Annotated in this window: 19 protein-coding genes; 9 read left to right on the top strand and 10 right to left on the bottom strand. The window is 73.5% G+C overall.

Features of this window, described 5'->3' with window-relative positions; all coding sequences use genetic code 11:
- Positions 1-30: 30 nt before the first annotated feature.
- Complete coding sequence (locus ACZ64A_RS06255) at positions 31-435, top strand: cupin domain-containing protein (protein WP_469808542.1); 405 nt, start codon at positions 31-33, stop codon at positions 433-435.
- Between the two features lie 15 nt (positions 436-450).
- Here ACZ64A_RS06255 and ACZ64A_RS06250 read toward each other — a convergent pair whose 3' ends face one another.
- On the bottom strand, positions 451-1,197 hold the full coding sequence (locus tag ACZ64A_RS06250; RefSeq protein WP_469808541.1) for an SAM-dependent methyltransferase: 747 nt from the start codon (positions 1,195-1,197) through the stop codon (positions 451-453).
- Positions 1,198-1,346: 149 nt separating this feature from the next.
- Here ACZ64A_RS06250 and ACZ64A_RS06245 point away from each other — a divergent pair, with 149 nt between their 5' ends.
- Positions 1,347-2,024, top strand: a complete 678-nt coding sequence (locus ACZ64A_RS06245; protein WP_469808540.1) for an adenosylcobinamide amidohydrolase — start codon at positions 1,347-1,349, stop codon at positions 2,022-2,024.
- A gap of 205 nt (positions 2,025-2,229) precedes the next feature.
- Here ACZ64A_RS06245 and ACZ64A_RS06240 read toward each other — a convergent pair whose 3' ends face one another.
- Positions 2,230-3,201, bottom strand: a complete 972-nt coding sequence (locus tag ACZ64A_RS06240; RefSeq protein WP_469808539.1) for a LysR substrate-binding domain-containing protein — start codon at positions 3,199-3,201, stop codon at positions 2,230-2,232.
- Positions 3,202-3,417: 216 nt separating this feature from the next.
- On the opposite strand from ACZ64A_RS06240, the gene phnA reads away from it, so the two are divergent.
- The 3 genes from phnA (at position 3,418) to ACZ64A_RS06225 (ending at position 7,383) form a co-directional block, all read left to right on the top strand.
- Positions 3,418-4,698, top strand: a complete 1,281-nt coding sequence (gene phnA, locus ACZ64A_RS06235; protein WP_469808538.1) for a phosphonoacetate hydrolase — start codon at positions 3,418-3,420, stop codon at positions 4,696-4,698.
- A gap of 206 nt (positions 4,699-4,904) precedes the next feature.
- A complete protein-coding gene (locus tag ACZ64A_RS06230) occupies positions 4,905-6,206 on the top strand; it encodes an MFS transporter (protein WP_469808537.1) in 1,302 nt (433 codons plus the stop codon).
- Between the two features lie 40 nt (positions 6,207-6,246).
- On the top strand, positions 6,247-7,383 hold the full coding sequence (locus tag ACZ64A_RS06225) for a TIGR03364 family FAD-dependent oxidoreductase (protein ID WP_469808536.1): 1,137 nt from the start codon (positions 6,247-6,249) through the stop codon (positions 7,381-7,383).
- 59 nt (positions 7,384-7,442) lie between these two features.
- On the opposite strand, the gene ACZ64A_RS06220 is transcribed toward ACZ64A_RS06225, so the two are convergent.
- The 4 genes from ACZ64A_RS06220 to ACZ64A_RS06205 all read right to left on the bottom strand — a co-directional run bounded on the left by ACZ64A_RS06220 (position 7,443) and on the right by ACZ64A_RS06205 (position 11,392).
- Positions 7,443-8,927 (bottom strand): aldehyde dehydrogenase family protein, encoded by a 1,485-nt coding sequence (locus ACZ64A_RS06220; RefSeq protein WP_469808535.1) that lies wholly within the window; start codon positions 8,925-8,927, stop codon positions 7,443-7,445.
- A gap of 103 nt (positions 8,928-9,030) precedes the next feature.
- On the bottom strand, positions 9,031-9,894 hold the full coding sequence (locus ACZ64A_RS06215) for an oxygenase MpaB family protein (protein WP_469808534.1): 864 nt from the start codon (positions 9,892-9,894) through the stop codon (positions 9,031-9,033).
- 111 nt (positions 9,895-10,005) lie between these two features.
- Complete coding sequence (locus ACZ64A_RS06210; protein WP_469808533.1) at positions 10,006-10,320, bottom strand: hypothetical protein; 315 nt, start codon at positions 10,318-10,320, stop codon at positions 10,006-10,008.
- Positions 10,321-10,411: 91 nt separating this feature from the next.
- A complete protein-coding gene (locus ACZ64A_RS06205) occupies positions 10,412-11,392 on the bottom strand; it encodes a hypothetical protein (protein WP_469808531.1) in 981 nt (326 codons plus the stop codon).
- Between the two features lie 178 nt (positions 11,393-11,570).
- On the opposite strand from ACZ64A_RS06205, the gene ACZ64A_RS06200 reads away from it, so the two are divergent.
- Complete coding sequence (locus tag ACZ64A_RS06200) at positions 11,571-13,829, top strand: heavy metal translocating P-type ATPase (protein WP_469808530.1); 2,259 nt, start codon at positions 11,571-11,573, stop codon at positions 13,827-13,829.
- A 122-nt stretch (positions 13,830-13,951) separates the two neighbouring features.
- Positions 13,952-14,242 (top strand): heavy-metal-associated domain-containing protein, encoded by a 291-nt coding sequence (locus ACZ64A_RS06195; protein WP_469808528.1) that lies wholly within the window; start codon positions 13,952-13,954, stop codon positions 14,240-14,242.
- Between the two features lie 253 nt (positions 14,243-14,495).
- On the opposite strand, the gene ACZ64A_RS06190 is transcribed toward ACZ64A_RS06195, so the two are convergent.
- Positions 14,496-15,704, bottom strand: coding sequence for a cytochrome P450 (locus ACZ64A_RS06190; RefSeq protein WP_469808527.1), 1,209 nt, complete (start codon positions 15,702-15,704; stop codon positions 14,496-14,498).
- Between the two features lie 202 nt (positions 15,705-15,906).
- Between ACZ64A_RS06190 and ACZ64A_RS06185 the strand changes: the two genes are divergently transcribed.
- Together ACZ64A_RS06185 and ACZ64A_RS06180 are read left to right on the top strand one after the other, a co-directional pair.
- Positions 15,907-17,136 carry a cytochrome P450 family protein gene (locus ACZ64A_RS06185; RefSeq protein WP_469808525.1) on the top strand — a complete coding sequence of 410 codons (1,230 nt, stop codon included), beginning with the start codon at positions 15,907-15,909 and terminating at the stop codon, positions 17,134-17,136.
- A 52-nt stretch (positions 17,137-17,188) separates the two neighbouring features.
- Positions 17,189-17,959 carry a class I SAM-dependent methyltransferase gene (locus ACZ64A_RS06180; protein WP_469808524.1) on the top strand — a complete coding sequence of 257 codons (771 nt, stop codon included), beginning with the start codon at positions 17,189-17,191 and terminating at the stop codon, positions 17,957-17,959.
- Positions 17,960-17,992: 33 nt separating this feature from the next.
- Here the strand turns inward: ACZ64A_RS06180 and ACZ64A_RS06175 are convergent, their stop codons facing one another.
- The 3 genes from ACZ64A_RS06175 to ACZ64A_RS06165 all read right to left on the bottom strand — a co-directional run bounded on the left by ACZ64A_RS06175 (position 17,993) and on the right by ACZ64A_RS06165 (position 19,814).
- Entirely contained in the window at positions 17,993-18,172 is a 180-nt protein-coding gene (locus ACZ64A_RS06175) for a hypothetical protein (RefSeq protein ID WP_469808522.1), read from the bottom strand.
- Between the two features lie 40 nt (positions 18,173-18,212).
- Positions 18,213-18,566: a hypothetical protein gene (locus ACZ64A_RS06170; protein ID WP_469808520.1), complete on the bottom strand. Its 354-nt coding sequence runs from the start codon at positions 18,564-18,566 to the stop codon at positions 18,213-18,215.
- Positions 18,567-18,797: 231 nt separating this feature from the next.
- Entirely contained in the window at positions 18,798-19,814 is a 1,017-nt protein-coding gene (locus tag ACZ64A_RS06165; protein WP_469808519.1) for an urea transporter, read from the bottom strand.
- Positions 19,815-19,847 lie beyond the last annotated feature (33 nt).

Genomic DNA, 19,847 nt, shown 5'->3' with positions numbered 1-19,847 from the left:
GCCGGGACGGCCGAGGAAGGAGCACCGCCGATGGCTGAGACGGAGGACGCCGCGGACCGGCGGGGTGAGCCGCCCGTGCCGCGGACACTGTGCGACGTACGGGCTCTGGCCGTGCCCGGTGCCGCGCCCGGTGTGTCGTGGAAGCTCGCGGAGGCCGGGCGGCAGCTGGACGCCAATGTGGTCCATCTGCCGCCGGGCCGGAGCGTGGACACCCATGTCGAACCCGACCTGGACGTGCTGCTCCTGGTGGTCGCGGGCGAGGGCACCGTCAGCGGCGGCGGTGCGGACGAGCAGGTCCGGGAAGGGGCGCTGGTGTGGCTGCCCCGGGGCAGCAGCCGCAGCCTGGCCGCGGGCGGCAGCGGGCTGCACTACCTGACGGTCCATCAGCGTCGGCCGGGGCTGCGGATCGGACGGCGCGGACCCGCCGCGCCGTGAGCGCCGGGAGTGACGTCAGCGCAGCGGTTCGGGGGTCGGCCGCAGGACCAGCGTGACGAAGCCGAAGGCGTCGCGGTAGCCGTTCAGCCACTCGCTCCGGTGCGTGGTGGCCGCCTCCAGGGCCTGGGCGCTGCCCGGATCGCCGGCGTGGTCCAGTGCCCATGCGGCCAGGGAGCCGGTCCAGGACCACTCGTAGGCGTCCAGTTCGTGCCGCGTGCTGATGTGGGCGTGGACGGGGGTCCAGCCGTCGGCCACGATCCGGTCGACGGTGGTCGGCAGGTCGTCCAGGTCGCCGAGCATTTCGACGGCGTCGGGGCCGGGCTCACGCTCCCAGAAGCCGTCGCCGACCAGGACACGTCCGCCGGGGGCCAGGTGCTTGCGGGCGGCGGCCAGGGTGGCGAGCAGGCCGCCGAAGGCGTGGGTGGCACCGACGCTGATCACCAGGTCGAAGGGGTCGGCCGCGGTGAAGTCGGTGGCGTCCTGGTGGTGGAGCACGAGACGCTCGTCCACGCCGAGATCGCTCGCGCGTTCACGGGCGTGCGCGAGCCCGCGTTCGGATATGTCGACGCCCTCCGCCCGTAGCCGGGGGTGTGCGCGCAGGGCGCGCAGCAGCCACTCCGCGCCGCCGCAGCCGAGGTCGAGGACGCGGGCGTCGGCGCGCGGGACGGCACGGTCGAGAAGCCGTCGTACGGCTTCGTCGTCGAGCGGGGCCGCGATGGGGTGGTCCGCGTGGGCGAGTCGGGAGATCTGTTCACGATTCACCGACGGAGCGTGCCACGGCCGACGGCCGCACGCATGCGGTTTTGCCGACCGGCGGTCCGCCCGCCGAGCCGGTGGGACCGGCCCCGCCCGTCCGGTCCGGGCGCCCCCGTACGATCACCTGGTCCCCGTCCCGCGAGGAGTCCCGTCCGGTGAGTGTCGTCGTGCCCCCGTCCCGTTCCGCTTCCGCGCTGCTGCCCGTGCGGCCGTGGGCCCGCTGGGAGGGCGGCGACCGGCTGCACGCGCTGGTGTGGCGGGCCGGGCCGGGCTGGCGGATGATCAGCAGCGCCGTCCTCGGCGGTGGCGTCGGGGAGCGGTGCTGGGTGCTCAACGCGCAGGTGTCGCACGGGTACCGGCGCACGGATCCCGACCGTCACCTCGCCGAGCTGGCCGCGGAGGCCGGGGTGCGGGGGCCCGGGGTGGGTCTGCTGACGGCCGCCGACGTCTCCCGTTCCGGTCAGGCGTGCGACGGGGGTGTGGAGGCGGTGGTCACGGCGGGGCTCGGGGTGCGGGGCTGGGCGGCCTCACCCGCCGAGGGCGCAGTCGTGCCGGCGCCGCCGGGCACGGTCAACATCGTCGTCGCGCTGCCCGTCGCGCTGACCGACGCCGCGCTGGTCAACGCGGTGGCCACCGCGACGGAGGCGAAGGTGCAGGCGCTGCTGGACGCGGGGTACGACTGCTCGGGCACCCCCACCGACGCGGTGTGCGTCGCCGCGCGGACGCCGCGAGCCGGCGAGGAGGCCCACCCCTTCGCCGGTCCGCGCTCCCTGTGGGGCGCCCGCCTGGCCCGCGCCGTCCACGCCGCCGTACTCGACGCGGCAGGGCGCTGACGGACGCAGGTCCCGGGCCTCGCCCGCCTTCGGGTGCCTGCCGCGCGGGCGCCGCGCACCGCCACCGTCCCGGCCGTCGCGCTCATCCGGTGCCCGCCGCGCGGCCGTCGCGCACTACCACCGTCCCCCGCGTCGCCCGCCTCCGGTGCCCGCCGCACCGGCGTCGCGCACCGCCGTCGGGGCGTCGACGCGCGGGCGGCCGACCTCAGCCGGGCCCGCGCTCGGGGCCGTCGTGCGTCGCTGCTCGCTGCTCCTCGTGGGCCAGTTCGCGCGGCCAGCTGCTGCCCGGCGAGCGCAGCAGGTGGACGAAGGCGCGTTCGGCCGGGGACAGCAGGCGGTCTCGGCGGCGCACCAGGGACACCGGGCGGGGCTCGGGCTCCGGGCGGACGGCCAGCACGGCGAGCGCGCCGGAGCGTTCGACGTCGTCGACGACCGCGTGCTCCGAGATCAGCGCGATGCCGAGCCCGGCGGCCACGCACTGTTTGACGGCTTCGGGACCCCACACGTCGGAGCGGGACACGCTCTGCGCGAGGCCCCACGCGTCCAGGACGCGCTCCTGCTCGGTGCGGGTGTGCGAGCCCGGTTCCCGCATCAGGAACCGCTCCCCCGCGAGCAGCCGGGGCTCGAGCGGGCCGCCGCGCCCGGCGAGCGGATGGCCGGCCCGGGCCACCAGGACCAGTTGCTCCCGCAGCACCGGTTCCACCAGCAGCTGGGTGCCGGACGGGCCGCCCGCGACCACCGCGATCCCGATGTCCCCGGCGAGCAGCCGCTCGGCGACGGCCCGGTTGTTGCCGACGAACACATCGCACTCCACCCCCGGGTAGCGCTCGCGGAAGCGGGACAGCAGGGCCGGCAGCAGATAGGTGCCGACGGTCGTGGAGCCGCCCACCAGCAGCCGTCCGTGTTCCAGCGACGAGACCTGCTGGACCGCGGCCACCGCCTCGTCCGCCAGCAGGAACACGCGCTTGGCGTACGCGGCGAGCACCTCGCCCTCCGCCGTGGGCCGGGCCCGCGCTCCGGACCGGTCCACCAGCGTCACCTTCAGGGACTGCTCCAGGCGCCGTACCTGGTTGGAGACCGAGGGCTGGCTCATGTACAGCTCATGGGCCGCGGCGGAGAACCCCTGGTGCTCCACCACTTTCAGGAAGATCCACAGGCGGTGCAGGTTGAGCTCCATGTCTCCTCCCGAGCCGGAAGATCAACGGCCGGCCGAGCGTAACCCACACCCGCCGCACGCGGACAGGCCCGTTCACCAGGTGGTTCCGCGGGGCCGCACGGCTATGGCGGCCATAGCGAACTTCGTGGTTCTGCGCCGCCGAAGCCCGGTGGTACCCATGACAGCGAGGCAGGCCCGACGGCCTTCCGCACCTTCGACCCACAGGGGTGGACGTACATGAATCCTGTCGCCGACACCGCGTGGCGGACCACCGCCGACGGCCGGCTGACCCTCAACGGACGCAGCTACCCGCGCCCCGGCCGCCCGGTCGTGGTGGTCTGCGTCGACGGCAGCGAGGACGCGTATCACGAGCGGGCCGTCGCCGACGGTCTGATGCCGTTCACGGAGGCGATGCTCGCGCGCGGCAGCGACCTGCGCGGCACGTGCACCATGCCGTCCTTCACCAATCCCAACAACCTGTCCATCGCGACCGGGGTGCCGCCGGCCGTGCACGGCATCTGCGGCAACTACTTCTACGACGCCGACGCGGGCGAGGAGGTCATGATGAACGCGCCCGAACTGCTGCGGGCGCCGACGCTGTTCGCCGCGTTCTCGCACACCGGCGCCAAGGTCGCCGTCATCACCGCCAAGGACAAGCTGCGCCGGCTGCTCGGGCACGGCCTCGCCGAGGGCGGCATCTGTTTCTCCGCCGAGAAGGCCGACCGGGTCACTCTCGCCGAGAACGGCATCGAGAAGGTCCTCGAGTCCACCGGTTTCGAGCTGCCGTCCGTGTACAGCGCGGAGCTGAGCGAGCTGGTGCTGGCCGCGGGCTGTGACGTGCTGGAACGCGACCGGCCCGATCTGATGTACCTGTCCCTCACCGACTACATCCAGCACAAGCACGCACCCGGCTCCCCCGTCGCCAACCGCTTCTACGCCATGCTGGACCGCTGGTTCGCCCGTATCGACGCCCTCGGCGCGGTGCTGGTCGTCACCGCCGACCACGGCATGAACGCCAAGTCCGACGGTGACGGCGAGGCCCAGGTCGTCTTCCTGCAGGACTGGTTCGACGCCCGCACCGGCGCCGGGGCGAGCCGGGTGGTGCTGCCGATCACCGACCCGTACACCGTCCACCACGGAGCGCTCGGCTCCTACGCCACCGTGCACCTGCCGGAGGGTGCCGACCGGGCCGCGCTGCTCGGTGAACTCGCCGCCGTCGACGGCATCGACACCGTGCTCACCCGCGAGGAGGCCTGTGCGCGCTTCGAGTTGCCGGGGGACCGGATCGGCGACCTCGTCGTGATCGCCGCACGCAACACCGTGCTCGGCACCACGCCTGCCCGGCACGACATCTCCGGCTTCACCGAGCCGTTGCGTTCCCACGGCGGCCTCTCCGAGCAGCGCGTCCCCGTCCTCGTCAACCGCCGCGTCGAGCTGCCGGCCGGACACCGGCTGCGCAACTTCGACGCGTACTGGATCGGCTGCCACCTGGCCGCGGGCGAGCCGCTCCCCGCCTGATCCGCCGCCGCCGACCCCCCACGGCCAACTCACCGCCCCCGGCCCACGACCGGTGACCCCGGGGGCGGTCACCGTCCCGGCCCCGGCGCGCCGCCGAGGTGCGCGCCGGGGCCGCGCCGTACCCGCCGCCGTAGGCGTTGCTCCCCCCTTCGCGCCGGCGTGCCCGGGCCGAGCCCATCCGCTCCCCAGAGGAATGGACCCACACCATGGCCGAGACCGAACCGCCCGTCACCACGAGAGAGGCCCAACGGGCCGTCCACCCGCACCTGGTGAGCCGGCGGACGCGCCGGCGGATCTTCGCCGTCACCTGGATCGCCTACGCGGCGTTCTACTTCGTCCGGCAGGCGTTCTCCGTCGCCAAGCTCGGCATCCTCGACGACCCGCTGGTCTCCACCACGCTCACGGAGCACGCCCTCGGCGTGATCGACGCGGTCTATCTCGCCGCCTACGCCGGCGGGCAGTTCCTGTGGGGCACGTGGGCCGACCGCTTCGGCCCGCGGGTCGTCGTCATCGGCGGGATGATCGGTGCGATCGGCGCCTCCTGTGTGATGGGCGCCTCCAGCGCGCTGCTCGTCTTCGGCGGGGCGATGGTGGTCCAAGGCCTCGCCCAGTCCACCGGCTGGGCACCGCTGTGCAAGAACATGGGCGCTTTCTACCCCGTCGAGCGACGCGGACGGGTGCTCGGCATCTGGTCCACCAACTATGCCTTCGGCGCGCTGGTGGCTCCGCCGTTCCTGGGCTGGCTCGCCTACTCCGTGTTCGACAGCTGGCATGTCGCCTTCTTCGCGGGCGCGGCGACCCTCGCCGTCGTCCTGGTGCTGTTCGTCCTCTTCCAGCGCAACGCGCCCGAGGGCGCCGACGCACCGGCAGAGCGGCCCGCCCACGGCACGCCGCGGCGAAGTCCTGCGCTGTACCGCAGAACCCTGCGCGACCCCATGGTGCTCACCCTGGGTGCCGCGTACTTCCTCCTCAAGCCGGCCCGGTACGCGATCCTGCTGTGGGGTCCGGTGCTGGTCAGCCGGCGGCTGCCGGAGATCGACAACGCGGGCGCGACGTTCATCCCGGTCGCGTTCGGCGCGGCCGGTGTGCTCGCCCCGATCGCGGTGGGCTGGGTGTCCGACCGGCTGTTCGCCTCCCGGCGGGTGCCCGCGTGCGTGCTCTCACTGGCCCTGCTCACCGTGGTGCTGGCGCTGTTCATGCCGCTCACCTCGACCGACAGCATCCCGGTCATGGTTGCGGTGCTCGCCGTGATCGGGCTGGCCGTCTACGCCGCCGACTCGATGATCTCCTGTGTCGCCGCGGTGGACTTCGGCACCGAGGAAGGCGCGGGCACCGCCGCCGGCCTGGTCAACGGCTGCGGTTCCGTCGGCGCGATCCTCGGTGGCCTGCTGCCCGGATTCCTGTCCGCCTCGGCCCTGTTCACGCTGTTCGCCGTCGCCGCGGCGCTCGCCGGGGTGGTCATGGCCCCGCAGTGGAACCGCCGTCCGCGCCCGGCCGTGGCCCCGTGACCCTTCTGCCCTCCATGGACCCCTGCGAAGTGAGGCATTCATGAAACGCCAGCACACGCACACCGTAGTCGTCGACGCCGGCATCGTCGGCCTGGCGCACGCCCTGGCCGCCGCCCGGCTCGGCCGCAAGGTCGTCGTCTTCGAACGCGACGACTTCGCCGTCGGCGCCTCCATCCGCAACTTCGGCATGGTCTGGGCCGTCGGGCAGCAGCGCGGCAAGGTCTACGAGCGGGCGCTGCGCAGCCGCGAGGTGTGGCTGGAGATCGCCGCGAAGACCGGGCTGTGGGCCGCGGAGACCGGCTCGCTGCACTTGGCCCACCAGGAGGACGAGGTGGCCGTGCTGGAGGAGTTCCTTCAGCTGAGCGCTCCGGCGCGGGAGCGCGGCGCCCGGATGCTCACCGCCGACGAGACCGCCGCACGCTCCGGTTTCGTACGCCGTGACGGTCTGCGGGCGGCCCTGTGGAGCCCGACCGAGGTGAATGTCGACCCGCGCCGCGCGATCCCCGCCGTCGCGGAGTATCTGGCGGCGGAGTACGCCGTGGAGTTCCGGTTCGGCACCCATGTGCGCGGGATATCCCTGCCGGCGGTCTCCACCACGGCCGGTGAGTGGCGGTGCGAGGAGGTGTACGTCTGCTCCGGCAACGACTTCGCTTCCCTGTACCCGGAGGTGTTCGCCGGCAGTGGCCTGGTGCGCTGCAAGCTCCAGATGATGCGCACCGCGCCGCTGGCCGGCGGGCGGGCCCTCGGCCCGATGCTGTGCGGCGGTCTCACGCTGCTGCACTACGCGGCGTTCGAGGGCTGTCCCTCACGGGCCGCGCTCGGCGAACGGATGGGCCGCGAGCTGCCGTTCCACCGCGAGCGCGGCATCCATGTGCTGGTCTCGCAGACCGCCGACGGGCGTCTGACCCTCGGCGACTCGCACGCCTACGGGGCCACGCATCCGCCGTTCGCGGACGGCGCGGTCGACGACGCCGTCCTCGACTACCTGGACGCCTTCACCGTACGTCCGCCCGAGGCGCAGGTCACCGAGCGGTGGGTGGGCTACTACCCGTCCCTGCGCGACGGCCGTACCGAACTGGTCGTGCGGCCCGAGCCCGGTGTCACCGTCGTCAACGGCGTCGGCGGCGCGGGGATGACGCTGTCCTTCGGGCTGGCGGAGGAGACCCTGGCCCGCTAGCGGCGGGGGCGGCAGAAGGGCCGGTGCTCCCGCGCGGAGCACCGGCCCTTCGCGCTGTGTCAGTAGGAGATGCAGGCCGAACGCCACTCGGTGTAGAAGTCGAAGACCTCCGGGGAGCACTCCGGCGGGCCGTACTGGCTGGCCTTGGCGCCGGTGTGCGGCAGATGCGCGTACGCGCCCACGCCCGGCCGGTTGACGTGCAGCATGCCCGCCTCGAACCGGTCGAAGGCCTCGAACGCCCGGGACTGCGAGGCGGTGAACACCGTCGCGGACATGCCGTACTTCACCGAGTTGGCGATGCGCAGGGCGTCGTCGAAGCCGTCCGCGTCCACCACGGCGAGGACCGGCCCGAACACCTCCTCCTGCGCCAGTTCGGCGTCCCACGGCACGTCACGGATCACGGTGGGCTGCACATAGCAGCCCTCGGGCAGGCCGGCGCGCTCCTCGCGGACACCGCCGCACAGCACCTTCCCGCCGTTGCGCTGGGCCCCGGCGACCGCGGCGAGGGCCGCCTCCATCCGGTCGGCATTGACCACGGGACACAGCTGGGACGCCGGGTCGTGCCCCGGTCCGACACGCAGCCCCGCGACCCGGGCGACCAGTCGCGCCAGGAACTCCTCGCGCACCCGCACGTCGACCACGGCCCTGCTGGTCGCCGAGCACCGCTGCCCGGCCTGCCCGAACGCCCCGTGCACCACGGCGTCCACGGCCTTGTCGAGGTCTGCGTCGTCGCACACCACGACCGCGTTCTTGCCGCCCAGCTCCAGCTGGGTGCGCAGCAACCGGTGGGCGCCGCCGGTGTGGATCGCGGTGCCGATGGCGAGCGATCCGGTGAAGCTGATGCCGGCCACCGCGGGGTTGGCGACCAGCGCCTCGCCGGCCGCCGCGTCGCCCTGCACCAGGTTGAGCACCCCGTCGGGCAGGCCCGCCTCGTGGAAGGCGTCCACCAGCAGGGCCGCGGTGAGCGGGGTCAGCGGCGACGGCTTCAGCACCGCCGTGCACCCGGCGAGGAGCGCGGGCGCCACCTTCCACATCGGGATGGCGAGGGGGAAGTTCCACGGGGAGACGAGCCCGACCACGCCGATCGGCCGGCGGAAGGTGTAGGCGAAGGTCCGCTCCTCCTCCGCCGGCGCGGTCACCCCGCCGAGGAGGCGCGCCTGACCGGCCGTGAACTCCAGTACGGCGAGGGCCCGTTGCACCTCGCCGCGCGCCTCCTTCAGCAGTTTGCCCTGCTCGCGGGTGATGGCGTACGCGAGGTCCTCGGACCGCTCGTGCAGCACGCGCAGTGCCCCGGTGAGGAACGCTGCCCGGGCGATGGGACCGCGACCGCGCCAGCCGTCCAGGGCCCGCCGTGCGTGATCGACGGCGAGGTCGACGTCGGTGCCGCCGGATTCCGCGAACTCGCCGAGGACGTCGGAGAGGTCGGCCGGGTTCACATCGGCGCGGCGCTGCCCGGACTGGGCGTCGGTCCACTGCCCGCCGATGAAGTTCCCCGTCAGTCGCCCCGCCACCTCGAACCGGATGTCTCTCGCTGTCACAGCCATGTGCCGCTCCTTCACAGCCGGTGGGATAGCCTCCCCGCCACCCTCACCCGGCCCGTGGTCCGACAGCTACGGGCGAATTGCCAATGCCGGGTATAGGGGACGGCTATGCGGGGCCGCCCTGGGAGCGCACGGGGTGCATGGCCCAGCGGATGGTGCGGGTCACGGCCTCGCCGGCCGGGCGTACCGTGAGCTCCTCGACGAGGGGCAGCCGGGGCAGCCACAGCAGGGTGCGCGCCCAGGGCGGCAGCAGGGCCACGGCGTTGGCGGCGAGCGGGGCGTACAGCGGCCGGACGGCGAGCGGCAGGGGCGGGTTCAGCAGCAGGAAGCGTGCCGCGGCCCGGGCTTCGGCGGTGGCCCGCAGTTCGGGCCGGTAGGCCTCCAGTACGGCCGTCAGCTCTTCCCGGTCGCGGGGCGGGTCGGGCACACCGAGCGCCTCGGCGACGCGTGCGGTGTCGGCGACGTAGGCGTCGTAGCCGGCGGCGTCCAGCGGGTGGGCGCCGAAACGCTGGTGGGCACGCAGGAAGGTGTCGGTCTCGGCGGCGTGGACCCAGCCGAGCAGGTGGGGGTCGGCGGCGTGGTACGGCGTCCCGTCGGGTGTGGTGCCGCGGATCCTGTCGTGGACGGCGCGGACGTGGTCGACGGCCCGCTGGGCGTCGACGGCGGTGCCGTAGGTGGTGACGGCCAGGAAGGTGCTGGTGCGCTGGAGGCGGCCCCAGGGGTCGCCGCGGAAGCCGGAGTGCGCGGCCACGGCCGCCATGGCGAGCGGGTGCAGGGACTGCAGCAGCAGGGCGCCGAGGCCGCCGATGAACATGGACGCGTCGCCGTGCACGGTGCGGATGGGGCGGTCGGCGGCGAACCAGCGCGGGCCGGGGGTGTGGTGGATGCGGGCGCGGGTGCTCGGCCCGTCCGGCCCTGCCACCCGGCGGAACAGGGCCTGCCCCAGCTGCGTGCGCACTTGCGTCAGCACGGTCACCTCCCGCGGTGCGTTCAGTCTCCGGCATGCCCCGCGGCCGGGTCCAGCCCCGGGCCGGACGACATGCGCTCCACCGGGGGCGCCGCCGGAGGTGCCACCCGTGCGTCAGGCCGCGCGCGCTCGTGCTCTCGCGGCCGCCGGGCGGACCCGGTACGTCGTCTTGGCCGGGTCGACGAGGGGCTCGCCGAGGATGATCCGCCCGGCGCGGTGCAGGGTGTCACAGGCGTCGGTGGGCAGGGCCACGTAGCCGCCGCCCGTGCCGCCGCGGCCGTCGAGCGGGCGCCAGTAGCCGTACCGGCGGCGGCCGCCGGTGTGCACGGTGAGGAAGACGGCCGTCGCCGGGTCGGAGATGATGCGCAGAAGGTCGGCGGCGGCAGGGCCGACGGGGGCGAGGGACCGGCTGCGGTGCGACAGGATCATCCCCTGCCCTTTCCACGTCGTTGATCAGTTATGCCGCATCATGCAGCACCCCACTGACAACGACGCCGACGCCGGCCGCCGGTCCGGCGGCTCAGTGGGCATGGCCGGGCGCTTCCTCGCGCACGGTGGACGTGGTGGGCGTGGTGCCGCCCGCGTGGACCGTGAAGGCCGCCGTGCGGACCTTGCCCTCGTGCTTGAAGTCGAGGAAGAGGCGGTAGGCGCCGGCGCTCGGCGCCACGGCGGTGAAGGAGATCCGGGGGCCCGGTCGCGTCGTGCCGTCGCCGGGCTCCCCGTTCGGGTGGACGTGGAGGTAGGCGAGGTCTCCGGAGCGCAGGGCGACCAGGTGGCCGTAGGCGCCGAGGTAGGGCTGGAGGTCGCGGACCGGCCGGCCGGCGCGGGTCACGGTGAGCGTGAGCTCGCTGTCCCGCCCGGGGGTGAGCGTGCCGTCGAGACGCACCTCGTAGCCGTCGACCCGTGCGGTGGCACCGGTCTCGGGCAGTGCGGCCGGCCGGTACGGGCCGGAGACGGCGAGGTCGGCGCCGAGGGTGAGGGCGTCGCCGCCCGCCGGCTTGAAGTCGGCGAAGACCCGGTAGCCGCCGGCCGCGGGCAGGTCGACCGGGGTGGACCAGGTGCCGTCGGCGGCCCGCACGGGGTGCAGATGGCGGAAGACGGTGAGGTCGCGCGAGGCGACGATCAGGTGGAGCTCCTTGTCGTGCTGCGCCTGGTAGGCGGTGACCTTGCGGCCGGTGCCGTCCCGGACGACGGCGAACCGAAGGACGGTGGTGCGCCCGGCCGCCACGTGTGGGGTCTTCAGGTCGAGGGTGTAGCCGTCCCGGGCGATCTCCAGGCCGCCGGGCGGTGTCTCCGCGCGGCCGCCGACGTGCGACGCCCCGTGCCCACCCTCCGCGTCCATGTGCCCGCCCCCGTCCCTGTATCCGTCGTGGCCCTCGCCGTGGGCGCCGGTCCTCGCCGCCGGGGACACCGGATCGATCGCGGTGCCCACGCCGTAGGCGGTGCCGAAGGTCGCGGCGAGCGCCGCGGCGAAGACGGTGATCCGCACACCGGTGTTCATGGCCGACTCCTGTTCCCGGCCACCGCGATCGGCGGCCGACACGCCTCAAGATACCCCCCAGGGGTATGGAGTCAAGCCGGCAGAAGAGGTTGCCATGCATTACGGGAGGGGGGTATACCTAGGGTCGAGCACATACCCCCCCGGGGTACAAAGAGCCTCACGGACGCGAGGAGCAGACATGACCACCACCACACCCGGTACCACCGAGGTCGAGCTCGCCATCGGCGGCATGACCTGCGCCTCCTGCGCCGCCCGCATCGAGAAGAAGCTCAACCGCATGGACGGGGTGGAGGCCACCGTCAACTACGCCACCGAGAAGGCCAAGGTCACCTTCCGGGAGGACATCGGCGTCGCCGATCTGATCGCCACGGTGGAGGCCACCGGATACACCGCCCAGGAGCCCGCGCCGCCGCGCACCGGACCCGAGGGCGGCGCGGTGCCGGACACCCCCGACGAACTACGGCCGCTGCGGCAGCGGTTGACCGCCGCCGTACTCCTCGCCGTGCCCGTGATCGCCATGGCCATGGTTCCGGCGCTGCAGTTCACCTACTGGCAGTGGCTGTCGCTGACCCTGGCGGCACCCGTGGTGACGTACGCGGCCTGGCCCTTCCACAAGGCGGCCTGGACCAACGCCCGGCACGGCGCGGCCACGATGGACACGCTGATCTCGGTGGGTACGTCGGCAGCGTTCCTGTGGTCGCTGTGGGCGCTGTTCTTCGGCACCGCCGGCTCCCCCGGCATGACGCACCCGTTCGCGTTCACCATCGCCCGCAGCGACGGCGCCGGGAACATCTATCTGGAGGCGGCGGCCGGTGTCACCGCCTTCATCCTGGCGGGCCGCTACTTCGAGGCCCGGTCCAAGCGGAAGGCAGGCGCGGCGCTCAAGGCGCTGCTAGAGCTGGGCGCCAAGGAGGTCACCGTGGTGCGCGGGGGCCGCGAAGAGCGCGTCGCCGTCGCGGAGTTGCAGGTCGGTGACCGGTTCCTCGTCCGGCCCGGCGAGAAGATCGCCACCGACGGTGTCGTCGTCGAGGGGTCCTCCGCGGTGGACGCCTCCATGCTCACCGGCGAATCGGTGCCCGTGGAGGTCGCCGCGGGGGACGCGGTCACCGGGGCCACGCTGAACGCCGGCGGACGGCTCGTCGTCGAGGCCACCCGGGTCGGCGCCGACACCCAGCTCGCCCGCATGGCCAGGCTGGTGGAGGACGCGCAGAACGGCAAGGCCGCCGCCCAGCGGCTCGCCGACAGGATCTCCGCCGTCTTCGTGCCCGTGGTGATCGCCCTGGCGCTCGGCACCCTCGGATTCTGGCTCGGCAACGGCGCGGACCTGAGCGCCGCCTTCACCGCCGCGGTCGCCGTCCTCATCATCGCCTGCCCGTGCGCCCTGGGCCTGGCCACGCCCACCGCGCTGATGGTCGGCACCGGGCGCGGCGCGCAGCTCGGCATCCTCATCAAGGGCCCGGAGGTGCTGGAGAGCACCCGCAAGGTCGACACCATCGTGCTGGACAAGACCGGCACCGTCACCACCGGCCGGATGACCCTCCTCGCCGTACGCACCGCCGAGGGCACCGACGAGTCGGACGTGCTGCGCCTGGCCGGTGCCCTGGAACACTCCTCCGAACACCCCGTCGCCCAGGCCGTGGCGGCCGGTGCCGCCGCCCGTGTGGGCACCCTGCCGGCGCCGGAGGACTTCGCCGCCATCCCCGGACTGGGCGTGCAGGGTGTGGTCGACGGGCACGCCGTCCTCGTCGGCCGCGAGCAACTCCTCGCCGAGTGGGCGATGTCCCTTCCCGGCGATCTGCGGCGCGCCAAGGCCGAGGCAGAGGCGGCGGGCCGTACGGCCATCGCGGTGGCCTGGGACGGTGAGGCCCGCGCGGTCCTGGAGGTCGCCGACGCCGTCAAGGACAGCAGCCCGGAGGCGATCCGGCGGCTGCGCTCCCTCGGACTGACCCCGATGCTGCTCACCGGTGACAACAAGGCGGTCGCCCTGGCCGTCGCCGCCGAGGTGGGCATCGCAGCCGGGCACGTGATCGCCGAGGTGCTCCCGCAGGACAAGGTCGACGTCGTCAAGCGCCTGCAGAGTGAGGGGCGTTCGGTGGCCATGGTCGGCGACGGCGTCAACGACGCCGCCGCCCTCGCCCAGGCCGACCTGGGGCTCGCCATGGGCACCGGCACCGACGCGGCGATCGAGGCCGGCGACCTCACGCTGGTGCGCGGCGACCTGAGGGTGGCGGCGGACGCCATCCGGCTCTCCCGCCGGACCCTCGGCACCATCCGCTCCAACCTGTTCTGGGCCTTCGCCTACAACGTGGCCGCGCTGCCGCTGGCCGCCGCGGGCCTGCTCAACCCGATGATCGCGGGTGCGGCCATGGCCTTCTCCTCGGTCTTCGTGGTCGGCAACAGCCTGCGCCTGCGGGGTTTCCGGCCCGCCGACCGCTGAGGACACCTCGTCACCGTCCTCGTCACGGGGCGTAAGGAAGAGGGACGCTTTCCGGTGGCGACATCACCGGGGGCCGGTCCACGCACTCACCCATCCATCCATCCATCCAAGGGGACTCGACAATGAACGATAAGACGAACTCCGGCTCCTGCTGCGGCTCTTGCGGGAGCGGCGCCGCGACCGATGTGCGGACTCCGGGCGGGGTCACCGCCGTCTACAAGGTCTCCGGCATGACCTGCGGGCACTGCGAGGGTGCCGTCTCGCAGGAGATCTCGGCCCTGGACGGCGTCACCGCGGTCACCGCGGTCGCCGGGACCGGGGAGGTCACCGTCACCTCCGCCGCCGCGCTGGACGACGCGGCGGTCCGCGCAGCCGTGGACGAGGCCGGGTACGAGCTCGTCGGCAAGCTCTGAGGCCGACCGGACTGAGGCCGACCGGACTGAGGGTGGCCGGACTGAGGCCGACCGGACTGAGGGTGGCCGGGCTGAGGCCGACCGGGCACAGGCCGACCGGCCCTGACTGCCGGCCCCGCCTGCGCCTTCGCCCCGGCCCTCGCCGGAAAAAAGGGGGCCGCCCGCCGCGCGGTGTGCGCGGCGGGCGGCCGGGAGCCGGGTGTCCGCCGTGACGCCGGCGGGCACCGCTCCGCTCAGTTTCAGTGCCAGTACTTCATGTCCGTACCTCCTCCCCCGCTGCTCGTGGGCGCAGCGTGACCTCGAAGCGGTCGAGACCGCGCAGGGTCAGGTTGCGCCGGTGGCTCGGTTCCGCGACCGCCCGCGCCTCGGGGTACTGCCCGGCCAGGGTGGCGAGGACCGATCCGGCGAGCCGGATGGCCATCGACGCGCCCAGGCAGGCATGGGCCCCGCGTCCGAACCCGAGGTGCGGGTTCGGGGCGCGGTCGAGCCGCAGCTCGGTGGGGTGGGCGAAGCGGAGCGGATCGTGGTTGGCCGCTCCCAGCAGCAGCGTGACCGGGTCGCCCGCCCGGATGGTGACGCCGCCGAGGTCGGTGTCCGCGACACAGACGCGGGCGTCCGCCTGGACGGGCGCGTCGTAGCGGACGAGTTCGTCGACCGCGGCGGCGAGCGGCGCCGCGCGGAAGGCCGCCAAGGCGCCGGGGGTGGTGAGCAGCGCGGCCGCGGCGTTGCCGAGGAGCCTCGACGCGGATTCGTAGCCGGCGTGCAGCACGGCGCGCAGACTGTTGCGCAGGATCGTTTCCTCGACGCCGGAGGACTCGGCGTGCTCGGCGACGTACGCGATCAGCCCCTCCTTGGGGGGATCGGTGAGCCAGCCACCGGCGTAGGCGGCGAGTTCGGCGCGCGCCGCGACGGCCGGCTCGTTCTTCTCGGGCCACAGACCCGCGTCCATGCCGTCGACGACCGTGCGTGACATCGGCACGAACCAGTCGAGGTCCGGGGCCGGGACGCCGAGGAAAGCGGTGATGAAGCGCAGCGCCAGCGGCTCGGCGAGCTCTGAGACGAAGTCGAAGGAGGGCCGGGTCGCGAGGCCGGCGAACAGCGTGCGCACCTCGGACTCCAGCCGCTCGTGCAGGGCCTGGCGGTCCTGGGCACGGAAGCCGTCGAGGAGCAGATGCCGGATCGCGGTGTGCTCCGGCGGGTCGAGCGTCTGCACGCTGAGCAGCGGGGCCGGGATCTCCTCGCCGGCCCGGCGCCAGTCGGAGGCGAAGCGGGCGCTGTCGGTGAGGACGGCGAGGCAGTCGGCGTGCCGGGTCAGCACCCAGGAACCGAGCAGTTCGTGCCAGAAGACGGGCGCGCTCTCCCGCAGCCGGGCGTAGGCGGGGTACGGGTCGCGGAGCACCTCGGGCCGGGCGAGATCCAGCAGCGGATCCCCGGCGATCGCCTGTACGGCGCCCTGTTCCACGAACGTCTCCCCCCGCACACAGGCCCTGGTGGGGCCGCAAATGCTTCTGGCGAAACCGCTTCCGCCCCCCAAATCGCCGGTAGGCAACGGGGATTGGCGGCTACTTCTTTCGATCCGAACGCCGGTGACGCTACCACGCGACCCGGTCGGCTGGTATGACTACCTGCCTCGGATCTTCCACAAACATCACGGGGAGCAGCGGATGCCCGAGCAGAGCCCGACGATCGTCCATGACGTGCCGGTCAATGTCGCTCAACAGCCCGATCCCTACCCGCTGTTCGAGCGGATCCGCGAGCACGGGGCGGTACAGCGGGTACGGCTGAATCCGACCCTTGAGGTCTGGATGGTCACGGGGTACGACGAGGCCGTCTCGGCGCTCACCGACCCGCGGCTGAGCAGCAGTCCGGTGGCCGTGCGGGGCCTCGAGGACGAGATGGCCGAGCAGCAGCGCACCAACATCCTGATGTCCAGCATGGTGATCGCCGACGGGGACACCCATGTGCGGCTGCGCAACCTGGTCTCCAAGGCCTTCACCGCGCGCCGGGTGGAGGCGCTCGCGCCGCGGGTGCAGGAGCACACGGACGCCTTCCTGGACGGGTTCGCGGCGCGCGGATCGGCCGATCTGGTCGAGGAGTTCGCGCTGCCGCTGCCCATGGCCGTGCTCAGCGACCTCATCGGCATCCCGGCCGAGGGACAGCCGGATTTCGCCAAACTGGCCGTGGGGCTCATCATGCCGCCCAACACCCCGGAGCGGCTGGCGAAGGGCGCCCGGGCCCGCGCCGCGCTGGTGGAGTTCTTCCAGCCGCTCATCGAGCGGCGCAAGGCCGAGCCGCGCGACGATCTGCTCAGCGCGCTGTGCGCGGCGCAGGCGGAGGAGCGGATCAGCGACCATGAACTGACCGCGATGACCATCCTGTTGACGCTCGCCGGACACGAGACCGTCGCGAGCCTCATCGCCAACGGCGTGCACGCGCTGCTGCGTCACCCGGACCAGCTCGCCGCCCTGCGCGCGGACCCGGAGCTGCTGCCCGGCGCGATCGAGGAACTCCTGCGGTACGAGGGACCGGTCAGCCGGGGTGTCGCGCGCTTCACCGTCGAGGACTTCGAGATCGCCGGGGTGACCATCCCGGCCGGTGAGATGATCATTGTCGGCCTCGCCGCGGCCAACCGGGACCCGGCCCGCTTCGACCGGCCGGACATCCTCGACGTCGCCCGCCGCGAGGTGCCGCAGCAGCTCGCCTTCGGGCACGGCGCGCACTTCTGCCTCGGGGCGCCGCTGGCCCGTATGGAGGCCAGGATCGCCATCGGCACCCTGTTGCGCCGCTTCCCGGACCTGTCGCTCGCCACGCCGGACGAGACGCTGTCGCGCCGTGAGGGCATCCTGCGCGGGATGGCGACACTGCCGGTCACGTTCACCCCGCAGCACGCGTAGGCGTCCGACGAGCCCGGCAGCACGCGCGGGCCATTCGACGAAGGGACTTTTCATGGCATCGGCCTCCCCCGCGGCGGAGTTCGACGACATCGCCCCGGTGTACGACGCCTCCCGCGGCGGCACGGACCGGGCCGCCGGCTTCGCCGACCAGCTCGCCCCCCTGCTCGATCCGGCGCATCCGGTGCTCGACGTGGGCGTGGGCACCGGCATCGTGGCCGAGCAGCTGACGGCCCGCGGCCACACGGTGGTCGGCGTCGATCTCTCCCCCGGCATGCTCGCGCTGGCCCGCGGGCGGCTCGGTGACCGGGTGGCGGTGGGCGACGCCTGCCGGCTCCCCGTACGGACGGCCTCGGTGACGCAGGCCGTGTCCACCTGGCTGCTGCACACCGGACCCGACCGGACGTCGGTCTTCCGTGAGGTGGCGCGCGTACTGCGGCCCGGTGGCCGGTATCTGGTCGTCCCGGCCCGTGGCCGGCGTCCCGTCGACGACATCGGCCGGATCGTGGGCGTACTGGAGGACCGGCTCGACCCGGAGGGGCGGCGCCAGGACGGTCCGGACCATCTGGTCCCGGTGGCGCGGGCCCAGGGGTTCGCGTACGCGGGCACGGCGAGCGAGCGGCCCGCCACCTTCGAGGTCTCGCCCCGCGCGATGGCGAAGTCGCTGACCGGCGGGCTCTTCACCGGTGCGTGGCAGCCGGCGGGGGAAGCCGACTACGCCGCCATCGCCGAGGCCCGGGAGCAGCTGCTCGCGCTGCCGGACCCGGACACGCCCCGCGTGCGGCAGATGGCCGACTTCGTCATGGTCTTCACACGGGGCGTCTGACGGCGTACGGGGTCCGCCCGCCCGGCGGGCCCCTCAGGCGTGGTGACCGGTGTACTGCTGGTGCTGGGCGGCGTACGGTCCGCCCAGCAGCTCCGCCGCCCGGTGCTGGGTGTGCTCGGCGGCCCTCTGCGCCTCCGCGACGACGTCGCCGCGCTCGCGCAGCAAATCCTCGTAGATCGGCGGATGTTCGCTTTCTTTGACGCCATACATCATTTTTTCCGGTCCTTTCCGCTGTCGTGCGCTCCAGATTTCCTCATGCCCGGTTGAGCCGGGCGGCGATCCCGTGGCCGATCAGCAAATAAATGATGGCGGGAAGGCCATGATTGAGGACGACGCGCAGACTCTCTGTGTCCATCGTGAAAATGTCCTGCGCCCATCCGGAGAGCCAGTCGGCTGCCGCGTGCACGACATCGACGAAGGCATTGCCCTCGTTCGCGCCGAGCAGGTGAAGAAGGACCCACAGAACCAGCACACCCGCCGCGACGTCGGCGATCGTACTGATGGTCAGGGCCGCCCGCCGGGCGGTGCCCTCCGCGGGGGCGGCGCGGCCGGGCGGCGGGGGCTGGTCGTGGACGGGGTATCCGGAAAACGGGTCGGTACTGTTCACGGGCAATCCGATCTGCTGCGGCGGCGGGCGAAGCCCTTTTCCTCCTTCTTCTGCGCCCCGCATTCGCCACGGTGTTACACCGCGCCGCCAATCCCGCATATGTCCCGGCTCTTCGGGCACGTGCCGCCATATCGGTATCCGAACCGCCCGCGGATGGACACCCCAACGGCCGGTCGATCGATATCGGAACGGCCCGCCGGCCGGTGCCCGAAGGGCTTGCGCCCGGCGTCTTCAGCCGGTCTGCGGGCCGGCCTCGGGAGCGGCCAGGGGGCCGGCGGGCCGGGCGGGAACGCTCAGGTGCGGGAAGGAGCGCGCCGCCGCGAGGAACGCAAGGGTCGTCAGCACGAACGGCCAGGTGAAGGGGTGGCCGCCGGACGGGGCCAGCAGAGCGGCGACGGCCGGGGTCACGGCGGTCGCGGTCGCCGCACCGAGCAGCGCGTACAGCAGGGTGCGCCGGGTCGCCGCGAGGAACACCCCGCACAGCGCGAGCGCGACGAGCACCGCGCTGCACCCCGCCGTCCCGTCCGCGATGCGCGCGGCCGGGATGCCCAGTGTCCAGGCGGTGAGGACTCCGGTGGCGCTGCCGGCGCAGGCGACGAGCCCGGCGACTCGGCTCACCAGGAAGAGCCCGGCGAGCAGCAGCCCACCCGCGTACCACTCGTCCAGGAAGAAGACCTGTCCCACGTTGCGCAGGAAGCCCCGCCACAACTCGGCCGGACGCAGGTCCAGCGGGCCGGCGACGGCGCGGGGCAGCGCGGCCAGGCTGTCCCCGTTGGGCCAGATGCGGCCGAACGCGGGCGCGGCGACGGTCACGGCGCTCGCCAGCAGGCAGTACGGAGCGGTCAGCGGCGGCAGGTGCCACACGCGCAGCAGCCGGACGACCGCCGCGGTGGCGACCGTGACGACGAGGGACCCAGCCACGGCGAGCAGCAGCGTGGACGGCCGTCCGGGGTCGAGGAACACGGCGCAGCACAGCGCGAACAGACAGCCGTTGAAGCCCTCCAGTCCCGCCTCGACCCGCTCACGGGCCACGCCGAACAGTTGCGCGCCGACGGCCCCTGCCGCCGCCCCGGTCAGCGCGTAGACGGCGTAGCGCCAGTCGGCCACGAGCAGGGCGAGACAGAAGGCCGCGCCCGCCCAGGTGCTGCGCAGGAACATCACCTGTGCCACCCCGCGCAGCGCCTGCGCCCCGATCCGCGAGCCGTGTCCCGCCCGCCCGCGTCGAACGCCGCCGCCGGACCGCTCCATATCCCGCCCCCTTACCTCTCGAATCGCCCAATT

This window comes from Streptomyces sp. NPDC104814, assembly GCF_055583185.1.
This window is presented reverse-complemented; position numbering and strand designations above follow the sequence as displayed.